Source organism: Chitinophaga caseinilytica, assembly GCF_038396765.1.
GTDB classification, from domain to species: Bacteria; Bacteroidota; Bacteroidia; order Chitinophagales; family Chitinophagaceae; genus Chitinophaga; species Chitinophaga caseinilytica.
The window spans coordinates 4,312,119-4,332,558 of the sequence record NZ_CP150096.1; the positions used below are offsets into that span (position 1 = coordinate 4,312,119).

18 protein-coding genes and 1 other RNA gene are annotated in these 20,440 nt (G+C 55.1%); 13 read left to right on the top strand and 6 right to left on the bottom strand.

Annotation, left to right across the window (positions count from 1 at the left end; all coding sequences use genetic code 11):
- Positions 1-33: 33 nt before the first annotated feature.
- The 10 genes from bioD to rnpB all read left to right on the top strand — a co-directional run bounded on the left by bioD (position 34) and on the right by rnpB (position 9,638).
- Complete coding sequence (bioD, locus tag WJU22_RS17705; protein ID WP_341839502.1) at positions 34-675, top strand: dethiobiotin synthase; 642 nt, start codon at positions 34-36, stop codon at positions 673-675.
- Positions 672-1,271 carry a 5-formyltetrahydrofolate cyclo-ligase gene (locus WJU22_RS17710; RefSeq protein WP_341839503.1) on the top strand — a complete coding sequence of 200 codons (600 nt, stop codon included), beginning with the start codon at positions 672-674 and terminating at the stop codon, positions 1,269-1,271. Before bioD ends, WJU22_RS17710 begins: the two co-directional genes overlap by 4 nt.
- Positions 1,268-2,368, top strand: a complete 1,101-nt coding sequence (gene lpxK, locus WJU22_RS17715; RefSeq protein ID WP_341839504.1) for a tetraacyldisaccharide 4'-kinase — start codon at positions 1,268-1,270, stop codon at positions 2,366-2,368. Before WJU22_RS17710 ends, lpxK begins: the two co-directional genes overlap by 4 nt.
- Positions 2,369-2,397: 29 nt before the next feature.
- The gene (gene rnr, locus WJU22_RS17720; RefSeq protein ID WP_341839505.1) at positions 2,398-4,470 is read left to right on the top strand and encodes a ribonuclease R; all 2,073 of its coding nucleotides are present in this window, start codon (positions 2,398-2,400) and stop codon (positions 4,468-4,470) included.
- Between the two features lies 1 nt (position 4,471).
- Positions 4,472-5,443: a polyprenyl synthetase family protein gene (locus WJU22_RS17725; protein WP_341839506.1), complete on the top strand. Its 972-nt coding sequence runs from the start codon at positions 4,472-4,474 to the stop codon at positions 5,441-5,443.
- A gap of 87 nt (positions 5,444-5,530) precedes the next feature.
- Complete coding sequence (locus WJU22_RS17730) at positions 5,531-7,165, top strand: amino acid permease (RefSeq protein WP_341839507.1); 1,635 nt, start codon at positions 5,531-5,533, stop codon at positions 7,163-7,165.
- 69 nt (positions 7,166-7,234) lie between these two features.
- Positions 7,235-7,636, top strand: a complete 402-nt coding sequence (locus WJU22_RS17735) for a hypothetical protein (protein WP_341839508.1) — start codon at positions 7,235-7,237, stop codon at positions 7,634-7,636.
- Between the two features lie 101 nt (positions 7,637-7,737).
- Positions 7,738-8,187, top strand: a complete 450-nt coding sequence (locus WJU22_RS17740; RefSeq protein WP_341839509.1) for a DoxX family protein — start codon at positions 7,738-7,740, stop codon at positions 8,185-8,187.
- 36 nt (positions 8,188-8,223) lie between these two features.
- Positions 8,224-9,243, top strand: coding sequence for a Smr/MutS family protein (locus WJU22_RS17745; protein ID WP_126243545.1), 1,020 nt, complete (start codon positions 8,224-8,226; stop codon positions 9,241-9,243).
- Between the two features lie 24 nt (positions 9,244-9,267).
- Positions 9,268-9,638, top strand: an RNA gene (rnpB, locus tag WJU22_RS17750) — RNase P RNA component class A.
- Positions 9,639-9,708: 70 nt separating this feature from the next.
- Here rnpB and WJU22_RS17755 read toward each other — a convergent pair.
- On the bottom strand, positions 9,709-11,382 hold the full coding sequence (locus WJU22_RS17755; RefSeq protein WP_341839510.1) for a S8 family peptidase: 1,674 nt from the start codon (positions 11,380-11,382) through the stop codon (positions 9,709-9,711).
- Positions 11,383-11,744: 362 nt separating this feature from the next.
- Here WJU22_RS17755 and WJU22_RS17760 point away from each other — a divergent pair, with 362 nt between their 5' ends.
- Entirely contained in the window at positions 11,745-12,266 is a 522-nt protein-coding gene (locus WJU22_RS17760) for a hypothetical protein (RefSeq protein ID WP_341839511.1), read from the top strand.
- A 299-nt stretch (positions 12,267-12,565) separates the two neighbouring features.
- On the opposite strand, the gene WJU22_RS17765 is transcribed toward WJU22_RS17760, so the two are convergent.
- On the bottom strand, positions 12,566-14,092 hold the full coding sequence (locus WJU22_RS17765; RefSeq protein WP_341839512.1) for an aldehyde dehydrogenase family protein: 1,527 nt from the start codon (positions 14,090-14,092) through the stop codon (positions 12,566-12,568).
- Positions 14,093-14,121: 29 nt separating this feature from the next.
- On the opposite strand from WJU22_RS17765, the gene WJU22_RS17770 reads away from it, so the two are divergent.
- Both WJU22_RS17770 and WJU22_RS17775 read left to right on the top strand, forming a co-directional pair.
- Entirely contained in the window at positions 14,122-14,691 is a 570-nt protein-coding gene (locus tag WJU22_RS17770; RefSeq protein WP_341839513.1) for a YeeE/YedE family protein, read from the top strand.
- Entirely contained in the window at positions 14,688-15,098 is a 411-nt protein-coding gene (locus WJU22_RS17775; RefSeq protein ID WP_341839514.1) for a DUF6691 family protein, read from the top strand. The genes WJU22_RS17770 and WJU22_RS17775 overlap by 4 nt, the downstream gene beginning before the upstream one ends.
- A 7-nt stretch (positions 15,099-15,105) precedes the next feature.
- Here the strand turns inward: WJU22_RS17775 and WJU22_RS17780 are convergent, their stop codons facing one another.
- From WJU22_RS17780 to ppk1, 4 genes are all read right to left on the bottom strand, one after another.
- Positions 15,106-16,002 carry a DUF1338 domain-containing protein gene (locus WJU22_RS17780; RefSeq protein ID WP_341839515.1) on the bottom strand — a complete coding sequence of 299 codons (897 nt, stop codon included), beginning with the start codon at positions 16,000-16,002 and terminating at the stop codon, positions 15,106-15,108.
- A gap of 229 nt (positions 16,003-16,231) precedes the next feature.
- Positions 16,232-17,050: a 3-methyl-2-oxobutanoate hydroxymethyltransferase gene (gene panB / locus WJU22_RS17785; protein ID WP_341839516.1), complete on the bottom strand. Its 819-nt coding sequence runs from the start codon at positions 17,048-17,050 to the stop codon at positions 16,232-16,234.
- A gap of 84 nt (positions 17,051-17,134) precedes the next feature.
- Positions 17,135-18,028, bottom strand: a complete 894-nt coding sequence (locus WJU22_RS17790) for an exopolyphosphatase (RefSeq protein ID WP_341839517.1) — start codon at positions 18,026-18,028, stop codon at positions 17,135-17,137.
- Positions 18,029-18,101: 73 nt separating this feature from the next.
- Positions 18,102-20,195: a polyphosphate kinase 1 gene (ppk1, locus tag WJU22_RS17795; RefSeq protein WP_341839518.1), complete on the bottom strand. Its 2,094-nt coding sequence runs from the start codon at positions 20,193-20,195 to the stop codon at positions 18,102-18,104.
- Between the last annotated feature and the right edge of the window lie 245 nt (positions 20,196-20,440).

Here is a 20,440-nt window from a genome sequence, read left to right on the forward strand (position 1 = left end):
TAATTGGCCGAATGATGATTTATATTTGCTTCCATGAACAATATCTTCATAACCGGTATCGGCACCGGTGTGGGAAAGACGGTAGCGGCCGCCTGTGTGGCGGAAGCACTGAGCGCGCAGTACTGGAAGCCGGTGCAGGCGGGCTTTGAAGACGGAACGGACACCGAAACGGTACGGGCCCTCACTTCGCCGCAGGTTACCGTTCACGAAGAGCTGTACCGCCTGGCTATGCCCGCGTCTCCCCACCTGGCGGCCCGGGCGGAAGGGACCGTGGTGCAGGAAGACCGGATTTTGCAGCGTGCGCGGGAGTTGCAGCAGGAAGGGAGACCTTTGGTGATCGAAGGCGCCGGCGGCCTAATGGTGCCCCTCAACGGCAATTACTTTTTCCTCGACCTCGCCCGCGCGCTCGACGCCCGCGTGATCGTGGTGGCGCAGAATTATCTCGGCAGCATCAACCACAGCCTCCTCACGGCCATGGCGCTACGAAGCGCCGGCCTCAACGTTACCGGATGGATTTTCAGCGGCGATCATCATTCCAATGAAGATGACGTGGTAGCCTGGAGCCGGTATCCGCTCATCACCCGGATCCCCAAAGCGCCGCGGCTCGACAAAGCCTTCGTTGCCCTCGAAGCCGAAGCGATGCGCCCCAAATTGCAAGAACTCCTGGCCCGATGAATACTGCCGCCGCCAAACAGGCCATCCGAAAGGAATACCTGGCCAAAAGAAAAGCCCTTTCGCCGGAAACGATGCAGCAACTGAACGCCTCGCTTATGGCGCAATGTAGCGGCCTGGCGCTCGGAGACCCTTCCTACATCCACCTCTTCCTGCCCATTGCGGCCAAAAACGAAGTGGACACATGGCCCCTGGCCGATTGGCTCCGCGCACAATTCCCCCGCGCCAAACTCGTGCTCTCCCGCTCGTTCCTCGCCACCGGCGATATGCAGCATTTCGTGTGGGACGCCGGCACGCAGCTCATCGAAAACGCGGTCGGCATTCCCGAACCGGAAGGCGGGGAACCCGTTCAACCCGGCCTGCTCGACGTGGTTTTCGTTCCCCTGCTGGCTTTCGACGAAGCCGGGCACCGGGTAGGCTATGGCAAAGGCATGTACGACGGGTTTCTCCGGCAATGCAGGCCAGACGTGCTTTCCGTGGGGCTCAGCCTCTTCGGGCCGCTCCCGGAGCTGATCACAGACGCCTGGGATGGCGATGTTCCGCTGCGAGCGGCCGTCACCCCAGAAAAGGTATATTACTTTAAAGACGAAAAACGATGAATAGTCCCCTGTGGCAATATCTTAGCTTCCTCCTTTATCCCTTCGCATTGCTCTATGGCCTGGTGCTCTGGGTCCGCAACCGCCTGTACGACGCCGGCATGCTCACTTCCGTGGAATTCAGCGTGCCGACCATCGCCGTGGGCAACCTTTCGGTAGGCGGCACCGGCAAAACGCCCCATGTGGAATACCTCATCCGCCTGTTGAAAGACCGCCACCGCGTGGCCACCCTCAGCCGGGGATACAACCGTAAAACGAAAGGTTTCCAGCTCGCCGCGGCCAAAACCACCGCTGCAGACATCGGCGACGAGCCCATGCAATTCCACCTGAAGTACCCGGATATTACCGTTTGCGTAGGCGAAGAGCGCATGCTGGCGGTGCCGCAGCTCATGAGCGACCGTCCGGATACGGAGGTTATCCTGCTGGACGATGCCTTCCAGCACCGTTCCATCAAACCCGGCCTCAACCTGATGGTGACCGATTACAGCCGCCTTTTCACCCGCGACCATGTAGTGCCCGTGGGCAGGTTACGGGAGGGAAGGAAGGGATATCACCGGGCAGACGGGATCATTGTGTCGAAATGTCCGGCCGATCTTTCGGTGGTCGAAAAAGAAAATATCCGGAAAGAAATCAACCCGCTGCCGCACCAGGAATTATACTTCACCACGCTCCGGTACGGCGTTCCAGCCGATATGCTCACCGGCGAGCCCGTCCTTATTCCGGAGAACGCGAAGCTGCTGGTGGCCTGCGGGATCGCCCGACCGGAACCACTGGTACAACATTTGCGGCAAAGGCACGGGAACGTGAACCTCCTGTCGTTCCCCGACCATTATTATTACAACCGGAACGACCTGGAAAAGATCCAGCTGGAACTGGGGCACATGGATGGTGATGGCCCCGCTTATATCGTAACTACGGAAAAAGATGCGGTAAGGCTGAACTTGCTGCGCGACATCATCGCGAACATGCAGCTGCCTTTTACCGTTATACCGGTGGAAGTGGCTTTTCTCTTCGGAGAAGCCCCGGCTTTCGACCGGTTCGTTACCCGGTACACGGAAAATGCATTGTTGGCGGCGAACGAAGACCCTGCGGGAACGTAGGCGCGCCGCAACCCCTAAAAATCATGTAAATGACCAAGAAGAAAGAAAAGAAACAGAAAAGCAGTAGCCAGAAGAAGACCTATAAAGGCATCGTGGACGTCACCCGCTCGGGTATGGCGTTCGTTGTCGTGGAAGGGTTGGAAAGTGACATCATGGTGAAACAGAAAAACCTCAATTCCGCCCTGGACGGCGATGAAGTACTCGTAGACGTCATCCGCCAGGGCAAAAGCATGGGCAGGATGGAAGGGCATGTCACAGACGTGCTCGTCCGCAAAAAGACCGAATTTACCGGCACCATCCAGCTGAGCAAGACATTCGCGTTCCTGCTGCCCGAAAAAGGCAGCTGGCTCCCCGATATCTATATTCCCGAAAATTCCCTCAAAGGCGCCAAAGACGGCGATCGTGCGGTAGTGAAGGTAGTGGCATGGGGCGAAAAGAGCCGCAAGCCGGTTGGTGAGATCGTCGAAATCCTCGACGCCACCAACGCCAACGACCTGGCCATGAAGGAAATCCTCGTGGAAAGCGGATTCCCGCTGAACTGGCCCAAGGATGTGCTCGACGAGCTGGCCGCCATGCCGGGCGCGGGCGACCTGAGCGCCAAAGACCGCGAAGGCCGCAAGGATTTCAGCAAAATACTCACTTTTACCATTGACCCCGTAGACGCCCGTGATTTCGATGACGCCATTTCCATCCGCCGGTTGAAAAACGGCTTGCTGGAAATCGGTGTGCACATCGCGGACGTGAGCCATTACGTGCAGCCCGGCACCGCACTGGACAAGGAAGCGGAGCACCGCGCCACTTCGGTGTACCTGCCAGACCGGGTGCTGCCCATGCTGCCGGAAAAAATCTCCAACGAGCTTTGCTCGTTGCGGCCGCATGAAGACCACCTGTGCTTTTCCTGCGTGTTCCAGATAGACGACAAGGCGAAAGTGAAGCAGTACTGGATGGGGAGGACCATCATCCATTCCCGCCACCGGTTCACTTACGAAGAGGTGCAGGAGATCATCCAGACCGGCGAAGGGCCGTATTTCGAGGAGGTGTTGCTATTGAACAAACTTTCCCAGACGCTGCGTGCCGCGCGGTTCAAGGACGGCGCTATTAATTTCTCGAGCCAGGAAGTCCGCTTCCAGCTGGATGAGAACGCCAAGCCCGTGGGCGTGAAGATCAACGAAAGCGACGAATCGCACCAGCTGATCGAGGAACTGATGCTGCTGGCGAACCGTACGGTGGCGGAATACGTGTCCAAACAAAAGGTGAATACCCATCCCGTTCCGTTCCCATACCGGGTCCACGATACGCCGGATGAAGAAAAAATGCACGTTTTTGCCGTATTTGCAGGTAAATTCGGCTATAAATTCGACGCCACGAGCCCCGATACCATCGCTGCATCCTTCAACAAGATGCTGACTCTGGTGAAAGGGAAACCGGAACAGCATGTGCTGGAAACCCTCGGCATCCGTACCATGGCCAAGGCCATTTACACGTCCGACAACATCGGGCACTACGGCCTGGGGTTCCCGTACTACTGCCATTTCACCTCGCCCATCCGCCGCTACCCGGACGTGCTCGTGCACCGCATCCTGGCACAAGTGCTGGCGGGAGACATCAAGCCCGACAAGCAGCTCGAAAAACGCTGCAAACACTCCTCTGACATGGAACGTAAGGCCATGGAAGCGGAAAGGGCCGGCAACAAGTACAAGCAGGTGGAATACATGCAGGATTTCATCGGTGAAACGTTCGAAGGCATCGTGTCGGGCGTGGCGCATTTCGGATTCTGGGTGGAAACCGTTTTTGCGAAGTGCGAAGGCCTGGTCAGCGTGCATGGGCTGCGGGAGGATTACAAGCATTCCGAGACCGATTATGCCCTCATCGGCATGAGAACGGGCAAGCGCATCCGGATCGGCGACAAAGTGACCATCCGCGTGGTATCCGCCAGTTTGGCCAAACGCCAGCTCGATTATGAACTGGTCGAAGAAGGCAGCGATCTGCCGCCGCTCAAGAAAAGTGGGCGGAGCGAACGGCCGGAGCGGAACGACCGGAGCGATAACAGGAAGAAGACAGGCAAGGCGCCGCAACATAAATCAAGGAAGAAAAAGAAGTAAGATGCATTCATTCAAAGAATTATCAGCGAAATTCGAACAGCAGTTCAGTCAAAGACAATTTCCCGAACACCCGGCCAACCTGTACGATCCTGCCCAGTACATCCTGGGGATCGGTGGCAAGCGCATCCGGCCCGTGCTTTGCCTGCTGGGCAACGAGCTCTTTGCCGACCTGGAGCCGGACGCCTTCCATGCCGCCAACGCGGTGGAACTGTTCCACAATTTCACGCTCATTCATGACGATATCATGGACAAGGCGCCCCTGCGCAGGGGGATGCCCACCGTCCACACGAAATACAGCGATTCGGCAGCGATCCTCGCGGGCGACGTGATGCTCATCCACAGCTACGAACATCTCAACAAGATCGCCGGAAAGTACCGCCAGAAGATCGTTTCCGTGTTCAACCGCGCTGCCCGCGAAGTATGCGAAGGGCAGCAGCTGGATATGGATATGGAGCAAACGGCGCCCGAACAGGTGAAATATGAAGACTATGTGAACATGATCGCCCTGAAAACCTCCGTGCTACTGGCCGCCAGTCTCCAGATGGGCGCCATTTGCGGCGGCGGGAGCGAAGGGAACCAGCAGCACCTGTACGAATTCGGCAAAAACGTGGGCATCGCCTTCCAGATCCAGGACGATTACCTCGACGCATTCGGCGACCCGGATAAATTCGGCAAGCAGCAGGGTGGAGACATCCTCGTCAACAAAAAAACCTTCCTGCTCCTCAAAGCCCTCGAGCTATGTAACGGCACCCAACGCCAGAAACTGCACGAGTTGCTGCAAACCAGCCCGGCAGATAAGGTAGCTTCCGTGCTCCAGATCTTCCGCGATTGCCGGGTAGACGCCTGGGCCGAGAAGGAAAAAGAACGTTTCTCCCAGATCGCTTATGAGCACCTCGATGCCATCGCGGTGATCTCCGGCCGGAAGCAGCCCCTGCGCGAACTGGCGGATTTTCTCCTCGTCCGGCAACATTGAGTAAGGATTATTTTTATATTTGGCCGTTATTGACAGTTTTTGGCCGTCAGTAACGGCTTTTTTAATATCAACCCTTAAACGCAACAAATGTCTAACTCGCTTTTCAGGAAAAAATCCCTGACCAGCATTCTCCATGAAGCAAAAGCCGGAGACGGCGACGCGCACATGTCGGGCCTGAAGAAGGTGCTCACCGTACGCGACCTCACGCTGATGGGCGTGGCGGCCGTGATCGGAGCGGGGATCTTCTCCACGATCGGGCAGGCGGCTTTTAATGGAGGACCTGCGGTTATTTTCCTGTTCCTCCTCACCGCCGTTACCTGTGGCTTTACCGCGCTTTGCTACGCCGAGTTTGCTTCCAGGGTGCCCGTGGCCGGGAGCGCCTATACCTATTCGTACGTTACCTTCGGCGAAATGGCCGCCTGGATCATCGGCTGGGCGCTCATCCTCGAATACTCCATCGGCAACATCGTGGTAGCCATTTCCTGGAGCAGTTATTTCAACAACGTTCTTGAAGGGATGGGCATCCATCTCCCCGCGTACCTCACTACCGATTACAATACCGCCAAAGCCGCCGCCGGAGACGCGTGGAACACCGCGCCCTTCATCGGCAACTTGCGCGTCATCCTCAACATTCCCGCTTTCATAATCGTGGTGCTCGTCACCATTCTGGCGTATGTAGGCATCCATGAGAGTAAGAAAAGCGCCAATTTCATGGTGGGCCTCAAGATCGTGATCCTCCTCATAGTGATCGCCATCGGGATGTTCCATATCAATTCCGACAACTGGCAACCCTTCATGCCCAACGGCTTCAACGGCGTGCTGATGGGCGTTTCGGCCGTGTTCTTCGCCTATATCGGGTTCGATGCCATTTCCACCACGGCGGAAGAAAGCGCCAATCCGCAGCGCGACATGCCCCGTGCCATGATCTATTCCCTCATCATCTGCACGATCATTTACGTGGTGGTGACGCTCGTGATCACCGGCATGGTGCATTATTCCGAGTTCCAGCACGTGAGCGACCCGCTGGCGTACGTGTTCGACAAGCTGAATATGAAGACCATCGGCTACGTTATTTCCATCAGTGCCGTAATAGCCGCCACCAGCGTGATCCTCGTGTTCCAGATCGGCCAGCCCCGCATCTGGATGAGCATGAGCCGCGACGGGCTGCTCCCGAAGAAATTCGCCAAAGTGCATCCCAAATACCACACACCTGGTTTTTCGACCATCGTGACCGGCGTGATCGTGGCGATCCCTTCGCTGTTCGTGGAAAGCGGCATCGTGACGGACCTCACCAGCATCGGCACCCTGTTCGCCTTCGTGCTCGTTTGCGGCGGCGTGCTCATGCTGCCGAAAGTGCCGAAAGGAGAGAAGAAGTTCAATCTGCCTTACATCAACGGCCTGTTTATAGTGCCCGTAATCTTCGGGGTGTTCACCTGGTTCTTCCGCGACCGCATCGCCGAGAGTTTCAGTGGCATTGCCGCGATGGACCACGACCATGTGCTGTACGTCATTTTCTACATCCTGGCCACCGTCATCACCTTGCTTACGATCGTCAAGCGGTTGTCGCTCATTCCCGTATTGGGCATGCTTTGCTGCCTGTACCTCATGATCGAGATCCCCGTCCGCAGCTGGGTGGTGTTCTTCGGCTGGATGGCAGTTGGTTTGGCGATTTATTTCCTGTATGGTTATTGGAAAAGTAAATTGGCGGGTAAGAAAGCGTAATCATTTGATAATCAAATAAAAGAAGCGGCGGATGTGATTGATCCGCCGCTTTTGTTTAAAGAAATACCTATGAGATTCCATGTACATGACTTTCAATTTCAGCACATGATTGACCGGAAGGGCGCGCCGGAAGACCCGTTTTTCGTTTCTGTCAATATCTATGTAAGTTTTTCGGAGCATGAACTGGCAGGAGGCGAATTGCAGTGTTTCCAGATTTATGCCTGCAATTTGAGCGGAAAGCAGGCGTTTAACGCAAAAATGCTGTCGTCCGGAGATGCGCCTCATCCTTCGGAGTTGGACCCCATTGCATGTTTCGGTACGTACGACGAAGCTGTCATCATGCAATTTTTGAAGGAAAATATTGAGGGTCTAATCGGCAGGAACGAGCGGGAATTGATCATGAACGCATTCCAGCATTTTAACTGGAAAGGGCTTAACAATCCTGAACAAAAGAGACGATTTTTCAAGTGAAATTTGGCAAAAGCAAACAGCCATAGCAAAGGATTTACATCCAATGGCATGGAAATTTCGTAACTTCAGGGAGAGTTCTTTTCACTGCTAAAACTTTCGTTATGAACCTCCTGCAACGTATAGAACGCTGGGGTGACAACCATCATCCCAAATGGGTGGACGGTTTGCGGATCTTGCTGGGATTGTTCCTCATGTGGAAGGGTATTCAGTTCGTCGATAATATCGATCTGCTGAAATCCCGCATCGCGGAACAGCCATTTTTGACCGCGGTATCGTTCTGGCTGGCTCACTACATCGTTTTTGCCCACACCGTAGGCGGACTGTTCATCGCACTGGGCCTGCTTACCCGCGTAGGCGTCATCGCCAACCTCCCGGTCCTCATCGGCGCAGTATTTTTCATCAATTCTTCCACCAATCTTTTCAGCGTGTATCCCGAAATGAGCCTCTCTATCGTAGTGCTGCTCGGCCTGTTGTTCTTCCTCGTTGAAGGCAGCGGCAGGGTTTCGGTGGACGAATATATGCGTACGCACCCGGAGAAAAGCGCCGCCTGATTGCAGTAACCGCGCCTTTGCTTAATTTTGCCTGCTATGAAATATACAGTAGGCGACAAGATACTATTGCTCCATTCCAAAGAAGAAGGGACTGTGCTGGATATCATCAACGATAAAATGGTGCTCGTTGAGGTAGGCGGCACCAAATTCCCCGTGTACCTCGACCAGATCGATTTCCCCTATTTCCACCGCTTTACCCAGAAACAGGCCCCGCTGCCGCCCAAACGGACGCCGGGGGAGGAAATCAAGCGGGAAAAACCCCAGCCGAAGGTCAACAAGCCGGAAAGAGGCGTTTTCCTCACCATGCTGCCCGTCTGGAGCCACGACGGGTGGGACGATGTCGTGGATACCCTTAAATTCCACCTCCTCAACGAAACCAACCGCGCCTACACCTACCGTTTCGAGATTTGGCTGAACAACACACTGTTCCTCGAACTGAAACAGGAGGTCCCCGCGCAGCAGCATATCTACCTGGCCGACCTCAATTTCGACCAGCTCAACGATAAAGCCCGTTTCGAGTTCAAATTCCAGCCGAAGGAAGCCGACCTGACACTGGCCCCCGAATTGGCGAAAACCTGGAAAATCAAAGCGAAACAGCTCTTCCAGCAGCTGGAGAAAGTGCGGGAAGAAGGCAAGGCGACCATCGAGTACGAATTGTTCATCAAATACCCCCCGCGCCAGGAAACCGACTCGTTCGGGTTCACGCCGCAGGAAAAGAAGAAACTCAATACCCTGACCGATGTTCGCCAGCTCAAGTCGCCCGAAAGGCTGGATGCCCGCTATGAGATCGATCTCCACATCGACCGCCTGGCAGATAACTGGCGCGATCTCAAGCCCCTGGAAATCCTGGCCATCCAGCTCAACGAGTTCCAGCATTACCTCGACCTGGCCATTTCCCAGCGGCTGCACAGCATGATCATCATCCACGGCGTGGGTACCGGCAAGCTCCGCGACGAGCTGCACGACATCCTGAAAACCATTCCGGAAGTAAAATTCTTCGTGAATCAGTACCATCCTTTCTACGGTTACGGGGCAACAGAGATATTTTTTAAGTAATTTCGCAGCTCGTTTTTACGTCACCCGGCGCAGTGGTGCTGCCGTTCCTGCTTTATGCAGGGAAGGAAAGTCCGGACAGCGCAGGGCAACGCACCACCTAACGGGTGGGGCGCCCGGAAACGGGCGTACAGAAAGTGCCACAGAGAATAACTGCCACGGAGCGATCCGGGGCGAGGGTGAAAACGTGGGGTAAGAGCCCACGCTGGTGGCGGGCAACCGTTATCAGGGGTAAACCTTGCGTGCTGAAATGCCATGTATACGGTCGATTGAAGGCGGCCCGCCTGATGACCGAGGGTAGGCAGATACAGGCGCACCGTGATGTGCGTCGCAGATAAATGGCAGCAACGTTTGCTTCGGCAGGCGTACAGAATCCGGCTTACAAGCTCGCCGGGTGACGTAAACACGAAAAAAAACCGGGCGCATCCGATTGGGTGCGCCCGGTTTCCGTTTATACGTTTCCGTGAATCAGTCCTTTTTCAGGTTCACTTTGGCTTTGTTCTTTTTCACGTTCTCGCCTTTGGTTTTGGCCGCCAGCTTGATGGCTTCGTAAGCGTTCACCATGCCGCCGGATTTGGAAAGCTCGGAGAATTCGACTTCCTCGTCTTTAGCACCTGGTTTGTTCACTTTTTCGCCGCCGGGCAGGGGAGTCGCCGATTTCTCGATGATCTGCTTCAACTGGCGCGCACTCAGGTCGGGATAATACGACAGGATCATGGCTGCCAGGCCGGCCACAACGGGCGAAGCCATGCTCGTACCGCTGGCGCTGCCGTATTTGTCGCCGCCGGGAACAGTGGAATAGATCTGCACGCCGGGGGCGAACACATCCACTTCCTTCTTGCCGTAGTTGCTGAAACCCGCGATCTTGCTACCTACACGGCCGTTGGAAGAAGCGCCCACGGTAATCATGTTGTCTGCTTCCTTGCCGTCTTCGAAAGTATCTTTGGGATAGTTTTCCGTTTGGTCGTTGTTGGCGCCGTCGTTACCTGCGGCATGTACCAGCAGCACGCCTTTTTCCTGCGCATAGCGGATGGCGTCGTCTACCCACTGTTTCTGGGGAGAGAAGCCTTTGCCGAAGCTCATGTTGATTACTTGCGCGCCATTGTCTACCGCATAACGGATGCCGAGCGCCACGTCTTTATCGCGCTCATCGCCCTCAGGCACTACTTTCACGGTCATGATGCGCACGTTATCGGCCACACCGTCCATTCCCACGCCATTGCCGCGCGCCGCACCGATGATGCCGGACACGTGCGTGCCATGGAAGGCGAACTGGCCCATTACATCGGCGTTGCCGTAGTAGCGGTCGTTGATGTCGTTGATATTGTCGCCCACGATGGTGGTGCGTTTATCTACGGGTTCGGCCCCGGTCACTTCTGCTTTCTTTTTCAGTTCCTTGATGTATTCTCCCAGGTCGGTTTTGAGCGCCTGGTAGGTCATACCTTCTTCGCCGGTGCTGCCGAGCAGGCGCAGGGCGAACCCGCGGGCGAACATGACATCGGAGTCCGAAGATTTGAGGGTATCGAGCTGTTCTTTAGTGAAGTCGCTGGTTTTGAGGAATTCCGTGAGGACGCTCTCGCATTTCAGGAGGTTTTCCTGCACTTTGAGCATCATTTTGTAATCGGTTTTCGCTTGCGTGGAAGGCTTCTGGCTACGGTCTTTCAGGCGCGTCCAGTAAGCATATTCCTTTGAATCGGGCTTCAGGGCGGAGTCCGGGTTGCCGTAGAGGCGGCGGTAGCGGTAAAACTCGCGGGTGGCCTCGTCGGAGTCTTCTTTTACGGAAGATCCGTCTTTGGCGCCGAGGAAGTTCCATCCGTAGATATCGTCTACATAACCGTTTCCGTCGTCGTCGATATTGTTACCGGGGATTTCGTTTGGGTTTTTCCAGAGAATGGGGCGAAGGTCTTCGTGGGTGGTATCCACGCCGGAATCGATCACGGCTACGATCACCGTTTTCCCGGTTTTGCCTTGCAACAGTTCGCGGTATGCCTTTTCGACACCGATCCCGTACACACTGTCTGTCCCGTAACTCAGCAACTGCCAGTTTTGGGGAACGGACGGTTTAGACTGTCCGTAACCTTCGGATGTGATCAACATGGCTACACTTGCTCCAACGGCCAGGGCTCTGCAGATGCTTTTCATTGTTTTGTTCAAATTTTCCAGATTGTTTTGCAATTCAGGTACCGCAATTCGTTAAAGATATGGTAAATGCGTTACAACAGCTACCGGGATGTGGTGAGTGGCTTGGCGGGCGGACTATTGGTCTGCATTGCAACTAGGCAACTATATCCCTCCGCCTTATCCAGCCTTCCCGATTCGCCCCTTCAAATGCCCCATTGATCACATACCGCTCGTATCCGCCAGACAGATTGTGTAATTTCACCATATCCGCATAAAAGCCGCAAAGATTCTCTTTTTCGCTGGATAACCGGAGCGGTTTAACATTTCCTTCACGAAATCACAAACTTCTATGTAAAGTTTTTTCATAAACCCAATCTTCCGCCATGATTAAAACCATTCTGATGACGCTGGTCCTTGGGGCCAGCCCGCCCGATCCGGGCCCAGGCCGTGCGCCTACCACGGTCATTTTCGTGAACTGCGCCGAACAGGAACAGGGGCAGCTTACCGCCACGGGCCGCGACCAGGCCGGCCTGCTGGTCAATTTCCTTGAAAGTGAGAAGATCAGCGCGGTGTACGCGCCTTTCAATCCCTGCCTTGTCGAAACCGTCAAACCGCTGGCGGCATCGAAAGGGCAGGAGGTGACCTATTTCCGGGACGCCTGCGACGACGATGAGCCCGTCATGGAGCACATTCTGGACGTAATGCTGGAGAAAAATGCCGGCAAAACGATCGTGGTATGTGCCAAAGCGGGCAGTATCGAAAAAATGTCGAAAATGCTCGGAATAAAGAAAAATTCGCTGAAACCCAATACAGGCGCGTTTGGAGAGGTATTGATCGTCAATATTTTATATAAAGGGGAAGCGGTAGCACAAAAGTTGAATATGAATTTTCAAAAAAAAGTGTAATATTTGGCTCAGAGAGTGCGAAGTCTGCACCCTGCAACTCGCACTTTCTCATAAGCATGGTTTCCGTTTAACGAAAAAGCGGGGTTCTCCAACCCCGCTATTCTCTTGCCCGTCACACCTTTTTTTCGTGTTTCCCTCACACCTTTTTCGCCTGGATGCCGGGCCGATGGTTTTTTAGTCCGGTTGGGGCTGGTTTTCGATCCAATTTTCTTTTTGAAACATCTCTGCAACGAAATGCATAAAAAAATCCCTCCAGGCCAGGGCCCGGAGGGATGCGTATGTTTACCTGGTACCGGAAATCAGAAATCGAATTTGATCCCCTGTGCCAGCGGCAGTTTCGTGCTGTAATTGATGGTATTGGTCTGCCGGCGCATATAAGCCTTCCAGGCGTCGGAGCCGCTTTCCCGGCCGCCGCCCGTCTCTTTTTCGCCACCGAAAGCACCGCCGATCTCCGCACCGCTCGTACCGATGTTGACGTTAGCGATCCCGCAGTCGGAGCCCGCCTGCGAAAGGAATTGCTCCGCTTCCCGGAGGTTCAGCGTCATGATGGCCGACGAAAGCCCCTGGGGCACGCCGTTCTGCAATGCAATGGCTTCCTCCAGTTCGGAGAATTTGATGAGGTAAAGGATGGGCGCGAACGTTTCGTGCTGCACGATCTGGTATTCGTTCTTCACCTCGGCGATGGCGGGTTTCACGTAACAGCCCGATTCGTAACCGGCCCCTTCGAGCACACCGCCTTCCACTACGAATTTGCCGCCTTCTTTTTTGCAGGCTTCGATCGCTTTTTCATAGGCGTGAACGGCGTCTTTGTCGATCAACGGCCCAACGTGGTTATGCTCGTCGAGCGGATTGCCGATGCGCAGTTGCTTATAAGCGTTCACCAGCTTGGTTTTGAAGGCTTCATACACGCTTTCGTGGATGATGAGCCGGCGGGTAGAGGTGCAGCGTTGCCCTGCGGTGCCTACGGCGCCGAATACGCAGCCTACGAGCGACATGTCCAGGTCTGCGTCTTTGGAAATGATGATGGCGTTGTTGCCGCCCAGTTCCAGCAGCGCGCGTCCCAATCTCGCGCCCACAGCCGCGCCTACGGCCTTACCCATGCGGGTGGAACCTGTTGCGGAAACGAGGGGCACGCGCCCGTCGGCCGACATCCATTCGCCCACCTCGCGGTCGCCCACCACCAGGCAGGAAACGCCTTCAGGCACGCCGTTGGCAGCAAACACCTTTGCGGCGATATGTTGGCAGGCAATGGCCGTGAGGGGCGTTTTTTCGGAGGGCTTCCAGATGCAGACGTCGCCGCAAACCCACGCGAGCATGGAGTTCCAGCTCCATACCGCCACGGGGAAGTTGAAGGCGGAAATAATACCTACGATGCCCAAGGGGTGCCATTGTTCGTACATCCGGTGGCCGGGGCGCTCGGAATGCATGGTCAGCCCATGTAGCTGGCGGCTGAGGCCTACGGCGAAATCGCAGATATCGATCATTTCCTGTACCTCGCCGTAACCTTCCTGGAGGCTTTTGCCCATTTCATAGGAAACGAGGCGGCCCAGGGCTTCCTTGTTGGCGCGCAGGGCTTCACCTACCTGCCGTACCACCTCGCCGCGGCGGGGCGCCGGCCACATGCGCCAGGCTTCGTAGGCCGACTGGGCGGTTTTGATCACTTCGTCATAATTCTCCCGCGAAGCGCAAGTCACGCTTGCGATCGTTTTACCGTCTACCGGCGAATGGGAGGTTATAACCGTACCATTGGCTTTCAATATGTTGCTGCCGGTGGATACGCCGCTGTTACTGCCGGCGATACCGAATTGTTGCAGTATCTGCTCCATCTTGCTTGTGTTTTTTGTAAATTTCGTTCATGAACTTTTTAAAGTCTCCCTGGCCGTGGTACGTCGCCGGACCGCTCATCGGCCTGTCTGTTCCGCTGCTGATGCTGATCGGCAACAAGGCGCTGGGCATCTCGTCATCGCTCCGGCACATCTGCGCGGCCTGTCTTCCCGGCAAAATTCCGTTTTTTCAGTATGACTGGAAAAAAGAAAGCTGGAATCTTTGGTTCGTCGGCGGTATTGCCCTGGGCGCCCTGCTGGTGCTGCTGTTTCTCGGCAACGGCGAGCCGGTGGCCCTGAACCCCTCCACCATAGCGGCCCTGAGGGCCAACGGGGTGCAGGAGTTCGATGAAATACTGCCTGGCGATATCTTCAACTGGGGCAATGCCTTTAACGGCGTCGGCCTGTTGTTTTTCGTTGCCGGTGGCTTCCTCGTAGGTTTCGGCACCCGGTACGCCGGCGGTTGCACGTCCGGCCATTCCATTTACGGCATTTCCACCCTGCAATGGCCGTCGCTCGTAGCTACCATCTGTTTTATGGCTGGCGGCTTCGCGATGACGCACCTCATTCTTCCACCTCTCATGCGCTGGTTGCTCTTATGAAAAACCTGAAATTCGGCATCGCCGGCATCCTGTTCGGCATTATCCTCGTCAAAGCGGAAGTTATTTCCTGGTTTCGCATCCAGGAGATGTTCCGGCTGGAATCCTTCCACATGTACGGTGTGATCGGCTCGGCGATCTTCACGGCTATGCTGGGCGTATTGCTCATCCGTAAAATGGGCTGGCGCAGCATGAGCGGGGAGGAGATCGTTGTCCGGAAAAAGCCGTTCACCAAAGGCAATGTTATCGGCGGATTGATCTTCGGATTGGGCTGGGCCATCACCGGCGCCTGTCCCGGGCCGATTTTCGCCCAGATCGGCAGTGGTTTCACCGTGGTATTCATCACGCTGTTGAGCGCAATTGCCGGCACCTGGGCGTACGGCAAATGGAAAGACCGCCTGCCGCACTAACCGCCCGTCAATCCTTCTTGCCTGTTTGCGCCGAATAGGTGCTTTCGAATATTTTGTCCGCGTTGTTGGCTTCGAACCCTTCGCGCCGGTGTTCCCTGCGGATATCCGCGTGTGCGAGGCCTGCAAACTGCGGCAGTACCCTTCTTTCCGCGAACTCCACGTACGATCCTGCGATTTCTTGTTTCTCACCGCCGTCGAATTCCGCTTCGATCATCCGCGCAACGGTGCTGCTTTGCAGCAAACCCTTGTCTGGACTGGTTTTGATCTTTCCTCCGGAATCATTGAGCCGGAAACCTTCCCTTTCCAGGAAAGCATTGAAATCCGCGATGGTATTGTATCCGGCAGGCAGGTTGTGGACGCTGACGGTGAAGTGGTTGAGGTAATAGCGATTATAGATCACCCAGGCCGCGTATTCACTTTCCGCGCCGAGCAGGCGGTAGTCGGAAAGGGTAGGCGTGCGCCAGAGGCCGGAATGGAGGAAATGGTCCACGGCTGCAGCATCGTCGAGGTTCAGGGCGTCTACCGGGTCGGAAGTCACTTCGTCGGTATAGCTGTGGATGGTTTGCTGGGCCTTTTCCGAGAGCTCTTTCACACGGAGCTCGGAGATGAAGATCCGGGGCAATTTATCGGAGGGCGGCGCATACCAATATGCGTCGAGTTTCTTTTCCGGGAAGTTGTAGAAATCCATTTTCCGGTAGCCGTAATGGAGGAAAATCTTTTCCAGGGAGCGGATTCCGAGGTGCGGCACGCCGAGGGTGCGGAAAGCGATGTGATCGTTTTCGATATCGGTGGCTTTTTCGATAATCCCTTCACGGACCATTGCCTTGATAATAGCGCCCACGTCGGGAACGCGTTCCTGGTAACGGCTCATGAGTCCGTTCAATACTGTTTCCAGCGTTGTCATCAGCTTAGATTTTGTAAAAAGTTTTGGTGAATGCGAATGGCGGGGTCGTTCGCCGGGATCATGGCACGTGCGAGCAGGTGCTGCGCAGGTACGAAAGCAGGGAAAGTTGTATGTTGATCATGGCGTTCACGGAAGCGAATATAACGAAAGCGGTGGAATTTGGGGCTTGCGCATAAAAAAAGCCCCTCCTGCGGAGGGGCCACTTTTTGTTCGAAGAAAGCGCACGGCCTTAGTATTGTTCGTTGTCGTTGGGGAAATCCTTCCCTTTAACGTCGGTGATGTATTTTTTGGTAGCGCCCAGGATCTGATCGTACAGATCGAGGTAGCGGCGGAGGAAGCGGGGCTTGAATTCCTTGTTGATGCCGAGCATGTCGTGCATCACGAGTACCTGTCCGTCTACATATTTGCCCGCGCCGATGCCGATCGTGGGAATGGTGAGCGCTTCGGCTACGCGTTTGCCCAGTTGGGCGGGGATTTTTTCCAGTACGATGGCGAATGCGCCGGCTTCCTGGAGCAGTTGCGCGTCGCGGATGAGCTTTTCGGCTTCGGCATCGTCTGTGGCCCTTACGGCGTAGGTGCCGAATTTATAGATGCTCTGCGGCGTGAGGCCCAGGTGGCCCATAACGGGGACCCCGGCGCTGATGATCCTTTTCACGGATTCGATGATCTCTTCACCGCCTTCGATCTTCACGCCATGCGCACCGGTCTCTTTCATGATCCGGATGGTGGACACGAGCGCCTCTTTGGAGTTGCCCTGGTAAGAACCGAAGGGAAGGTCTACCACCACGAAACTACGCTTGATGGCGCGCACTACCGAAGCGGCATGGTAAATCATCTGGTCGAGGGTAATGGGGAGCGTGGTTTCATGACCGGCCATCACGTTGGAAGCGGAATCGCCTACCAGCAGGATGTCGATGCCCGCGTCGTCAAAGATGCGGGCCATGGAAAAGTCATAAGCGGTCAGCATGGAAATCTTCTCTCCGTCCGTCTTCATCTTTTGCAGCACATGCGTCGTGATGCGTTTGATTTCTTTGTTTACAGCAGACATTGCATTACGTATTTACGCCGGGCCCAATGCCCGAAGCGGCACAAAGTTTGGAATATTTACCGGATTTGCCTACATTTTTTTGATCTACGGTTGGGCCAGTGCGGAAATCTCCTTGTAGAGGGCGCGTACGAGCCCGTCGGCCAGGCCGATCTTGGGCACGTAGATCTCCTGGATATCCGTCCACCGCATCACGTTCACGTATATCTGCAACGCCGGCACGATCACGTCTGCACGATCTTCGCGGAGATTATAAAGATGGATGCGCTCTTCCACCGAAAAACTGCTGAATTCCTTGTAATAATCCTTCAGTTGGTCCAGCGTGAGCGGCTTGCCTTCTTTCTTTTTGGAGAGGGAAAATACTTTGTTGATGTTGCCGCCCGAGCCGATGGCCACGAGCTGCCCGTAATTTTTGAGGTTTTGCCGGAGGAAGTCTTTCATCTGCTGCCAGTGCTTTTCTTCCACTTTCCCCTGCAGCAGGCGGATGGTGCCGATGTTGAACGATTCCTTGAAAACGAGGCTGTTCCCTTTGAAAAACGTCATTTCGGTGCTGCCGCCGCCCACGTCGATATAGAGATAGCCCCGTGTTTTGTCGAGGTTTTCGGCGATGTGGTTCTCGTAAATGTAATTGGCTTCTTCCTGCCCGGTGATCACCTTGATCTCCATGCCGGTTTCCTGCTTCACGCGCTCGAGGATCTGCGTGCCGTTGGCCGCGTCGCGCATGGCGGAAGTAGCGGCCGTTTTGAGGTATTTGACTTCGTAGACGTCGAGCAGCAGTTTATAGGCTTTGATGGTGTTGACGAAGCTTTCGGCCCTCTTTTCAGAGATGGCCCCCGTGGCAAAAACGTCCATGCCCAGCCGGAGGGGCACGCGCACGAGGTTGACTTTCGTGAAATCCATTTCTCCGTTCGCCTTGGGCGACGCTTCCGTGATGAGGAGGCGCGCCGCGTTCGATCCGATGTCTATAGCTGCAAGCTTCATTCCGTCATATCCCGGTTTTGGTGTACCGATGCGTCAAAGATATTAAAACACATGGATTTCCACGATTCCGGCATCAATTATAGGTCTTGTCGTGGAGGTATTTGAAAATTTCCAGCTGGGCGCGGACCTTCCGGCCCGGCGAGTGCTTATAGGCATTCCGCTGCTCGTTGTCCAGGATCCTGACTTTCACGTTGCTCAACAGCTGTATGTTCAAAATCTCGATCAGTTCCTGCCGGATCACGGGGTCCACGATCTCCGCCGCGGCCTCCACGCGGTGGTCGAGGTTGCGGACCATCCAGTCCGACGAAGCGATGAATACCTTTTCCTGCCCGCCGTTATGGAAAATGAAGACCCTTGCGTGCTCGAGGTACTCGTCCACAATGCTGATCGCCTCGATGTCTTTCTTCCATTTCTTGTTCGACGTATAGGCGCAACAGATGCCGCGGATGATCAGTTTCACGTCCACGCCCGCCCTGGCGGCTTCGTAGAGCTTGTCGATCATGATCTCGTCCGACAAAGAATTCATCTTCAGCGTGATGCCGGCCGCCTTTTTATTGCCCGCGTTGCGGATTTCCCTATCGATCATGCGGATGAACGATTTGCGCATGTTGTGCGGGCTTACCAGGAGGGTTTTGCATTGCTGGAGGATCTTTTCATCGTGCCGGGGGCTTTCGAGGTACCGGAAAATGCGGTTGATATCGGCCAGGATGCCCCTGTCGCTCGTCAGCAGGCAATGATCGCCATACACTTTGGCCGTGCGCTCGTTGAGGTTGCCGGTGCTCACGAAACCGTATTGCACGGTGGAGTTGCCGGTGCGCTTCTTGATAACGCAGATTTTGGCGTGCACTTTCATCCCCGGCACGCCGTACAGCACTTTCACGCCTTCTTCTTCCAGCCTTTCCTTCCATTTCAGGTTGGCCTCTTCATCGAACCGGGCGCGCAGTTCCAGCACTACCACTACCTGTTTGCCGTTGCGCACGGCGTTGATGAGGGCGTTGATGATGCGGCTGTTCCTGGCCAGGCGGTAAGCGGTGATCTTGATGGTGGTCACCTGCGGGTCCATGGCAGATTCGCGGAGGAGGTCGATGATGGTGTCGAAGGAATGGTAAGGCGTATGGAGCATCACGTCCTGCTCGCGGATAACGCTCATCACGCTGGGCACGTTCTGGAACAGGGGATGGATGAGGGTTTTGCGGCGCATGCGCTCGCGGGTAAAGACTTCTTCGGGGAAATCCATGAAGTCCTTGAAATTATGGATACGCCCGCCGGGCAGGAGGTTGTCTTTCCGGGAAAGGCCCAGCCGGCGGATGAGGAATTCGAGGAGGTAGGGGTCGATCTGGTTGTCGTAAATGAAGCGGACGGGCTTGCCTTTCCGGCGCGCCTTAATGCCTTTTTCGAGCTGGTGGATGAGGGAAGTGGCGATGTCGTTATCGATATCGAGCTCCGCGTCGCGCGTTACCTTAATGATCGACGAGCTGAATTTATCGTATCCGAAATACGAAAATACATGCGGAAGGTTGAACCGGATGACGTCTTCCATCAGCATGATATCGTGCTCGCCTTCCTTGCTGGGCAGGATGAGGAAGCGGGGCAACACGGTGGTGGGGATTTCGATGAGCGCATACGTCTGCCGCACGGAATTATCCTCTTTGGCCAGTACCACGGCGAGATAGATGGATTTATCGCGCAGGTAGGGCAGGTTGGGGATGGATTCGATCATGAGGGGGATGATGTTGGTCCGCACATGATCGTTGAAGTAATTCTGGACGAATTTCTGTTGTTCCCGGTTGAGGTGTTTTTCCGTCCGGATGAAAATATGTTCGTTTTTCAGTTCTTCTTCGATCTCTTTCCAGATGCGGTCGAATTCCTGTTGCTGGGAAATCACCGTGGCCTGTATTTCTTCGAGGATGAGCTCGGGATTTTCTTCCAGGTGCATGCGGGCGCTGCGGCCGAAGGCCACCATACGCTTGAGCGTGGCTACGCGCACGCGGAAAAACTCGTCGAGGTTGTTGGAGAATATACCGAGGAAGCGGATCCTTTCATAGAGGGGCACCGTGGTGTCTGCCGCTTCCTGTAATACCCTGGCGTTGAAGGAAAGCCAGCTGATGTCCCTTATGATGGTCTTCTTCTTCGAAAGGACCGATTTCAATTTCGTCGTCTTCTTCACCGGTTTATGTTTAAGGGGCGCCGGTAATACCGCGGCGGCTGTCGAGTCCGTTCTCATAGATGCACATGATTTTTGGAGCGTTGGCGAGGCCAGGAAAATAATGATCGCAAAAATGAGGAAAACCCCGTCGCCGGGTGTCCGTGCCGTGTTAACTTACCATTAAATTACGCATTTCCACCCTCATTTGTTGCGCAAATGAAAGCATTCCAGCGCAAAGCGCGTGCCGGGCATCAGGGTTGCGGCAT

What these genes read in the sequence shown, in the direction of transcription:
- bioD (WP_341839502.1), top strand. Translation starts at nt 34, where the DNA reads ATGAACAATATCTTCATAACCGGTATCGGCACCGGTGTGGGAAAGACG.
- WJU22_RS17710 (WP_341839503.1), top strand. Translation starts at nt 672, where the DNA reads ATGAATACTGCCGCCGCCAAACAGGCCATCCGAAAGGAATACCTGGCC.
- lpxK (WP_341839504.1), top strand. Translation starts at nt 1,268, where the DNA reads ATGAATAGTCCCCTGTGGCAATATCTTAGCTTCCTCCTTTATCCCTTC.
- rnr (WP_341839505.1), top strand. Translation starts at nt 2,398, where the DNA reads ATGACCAAGAAGAAAGAAAAGAAACAGAAAAGCAGTAGCCAGAAGAAG.
- WJU22_RS17725 (WP_341839506.1), top strand. Translation starts at nt 4,472, where the DNA reads ATGCATTCATTCAAAGAATTATCAGCGAAATTCGAACAGCAGTTCAGT.
- WJU22_RS17730 (WP_341839507.1), top strand. Translation starts at nt 5,531, where the DNA reads ATGTCTAACTCGCTTTTCAGGAAAAAATCCCTGACCAGCATTCTCCAT.
- WJU22_RS17735 (WP_341839508.1), top strand. Translation starts at nt 7,235, where the DNA reads ATGAGATTCCATGTACATGACTTTCAATTTCAGCACATGATTGACCGG.
- WJU22_RS17740 (WP_341839509.1), top strand. Translation starts at nt 7,738, where the DNA reads ATGAACCTCCTGCAACGTATAGAACGCTGGGGTGACAACCATCATCCC.
- WJU22_RS17745 (WP_126243545.1), top strand. Translation starts at nt 8,224, where the DNA reads ATGAAATATACAGTAGGCGACAAGATACTATTGCTCCATTCCAAAGAA.
- WJU22_RS17755 (WP_341839510.1), bottom strand. Translation starts at nt 11,382, where the DNA reads ATGAAAAGCATCTGCAGAGCCCTGGCCGTTGGAGCAAGTGTAGCCATG.
- WJU22_RS17760 (WP_341839511.1), top strand. Translation starts at nt 11,745, where the DNA reads ATGATTAAAACCATTCTGATGACGCTGGTCCTTGGGGCCAGCCCGCCC.
- WJU22_RS17765 (WP_341839512.1), bottom strand. Translation starts at nt 14,092, where the DNA reads ATGGAGCAGATACTGCAACAATTCGGTATCGCCGGCAGTAACAGCGGC.
- WJU22_RS17770 (WP_341839513.1), top strand. Translation starts at nt 14,122, where the DNA reads ATGAACTTTTTAAAGTCTCCCTGGCCGTGGTACGTCGCCGGACCGCTC.
- WJU22_RS17775 (WP_341839514.1), top strand. Translation starts at nt 14,688, where the DNA reads ATGAAAAACCTGAAATTCGGCATCGCCGGCATCCTGTTCGGCATTATC.
- WJU22_RS17780 (WP_341839515.1), bottom strand. Translation starts at nt 16,002, where the DNA reads ATGACAACGCTGGAAACAGTATTGAACGGACTCATGAGCCGTTACCAG.
- panB (WP_341839516.1), bottom strand. Translation starts at nt 17,050, where the DNA reads ATGTCTGCTGTAAACAAAGAAATCAAACGCATCACGACGCATGTGCTG.
- WJU22_RS17790 (WP_341839517.1), bottom strand. Translation starts at nt 18,028, where the DNA reads ATGAAGCTTGCAGCTATAGACATCGGATCGAACGCGGCGCGCCTCCTC.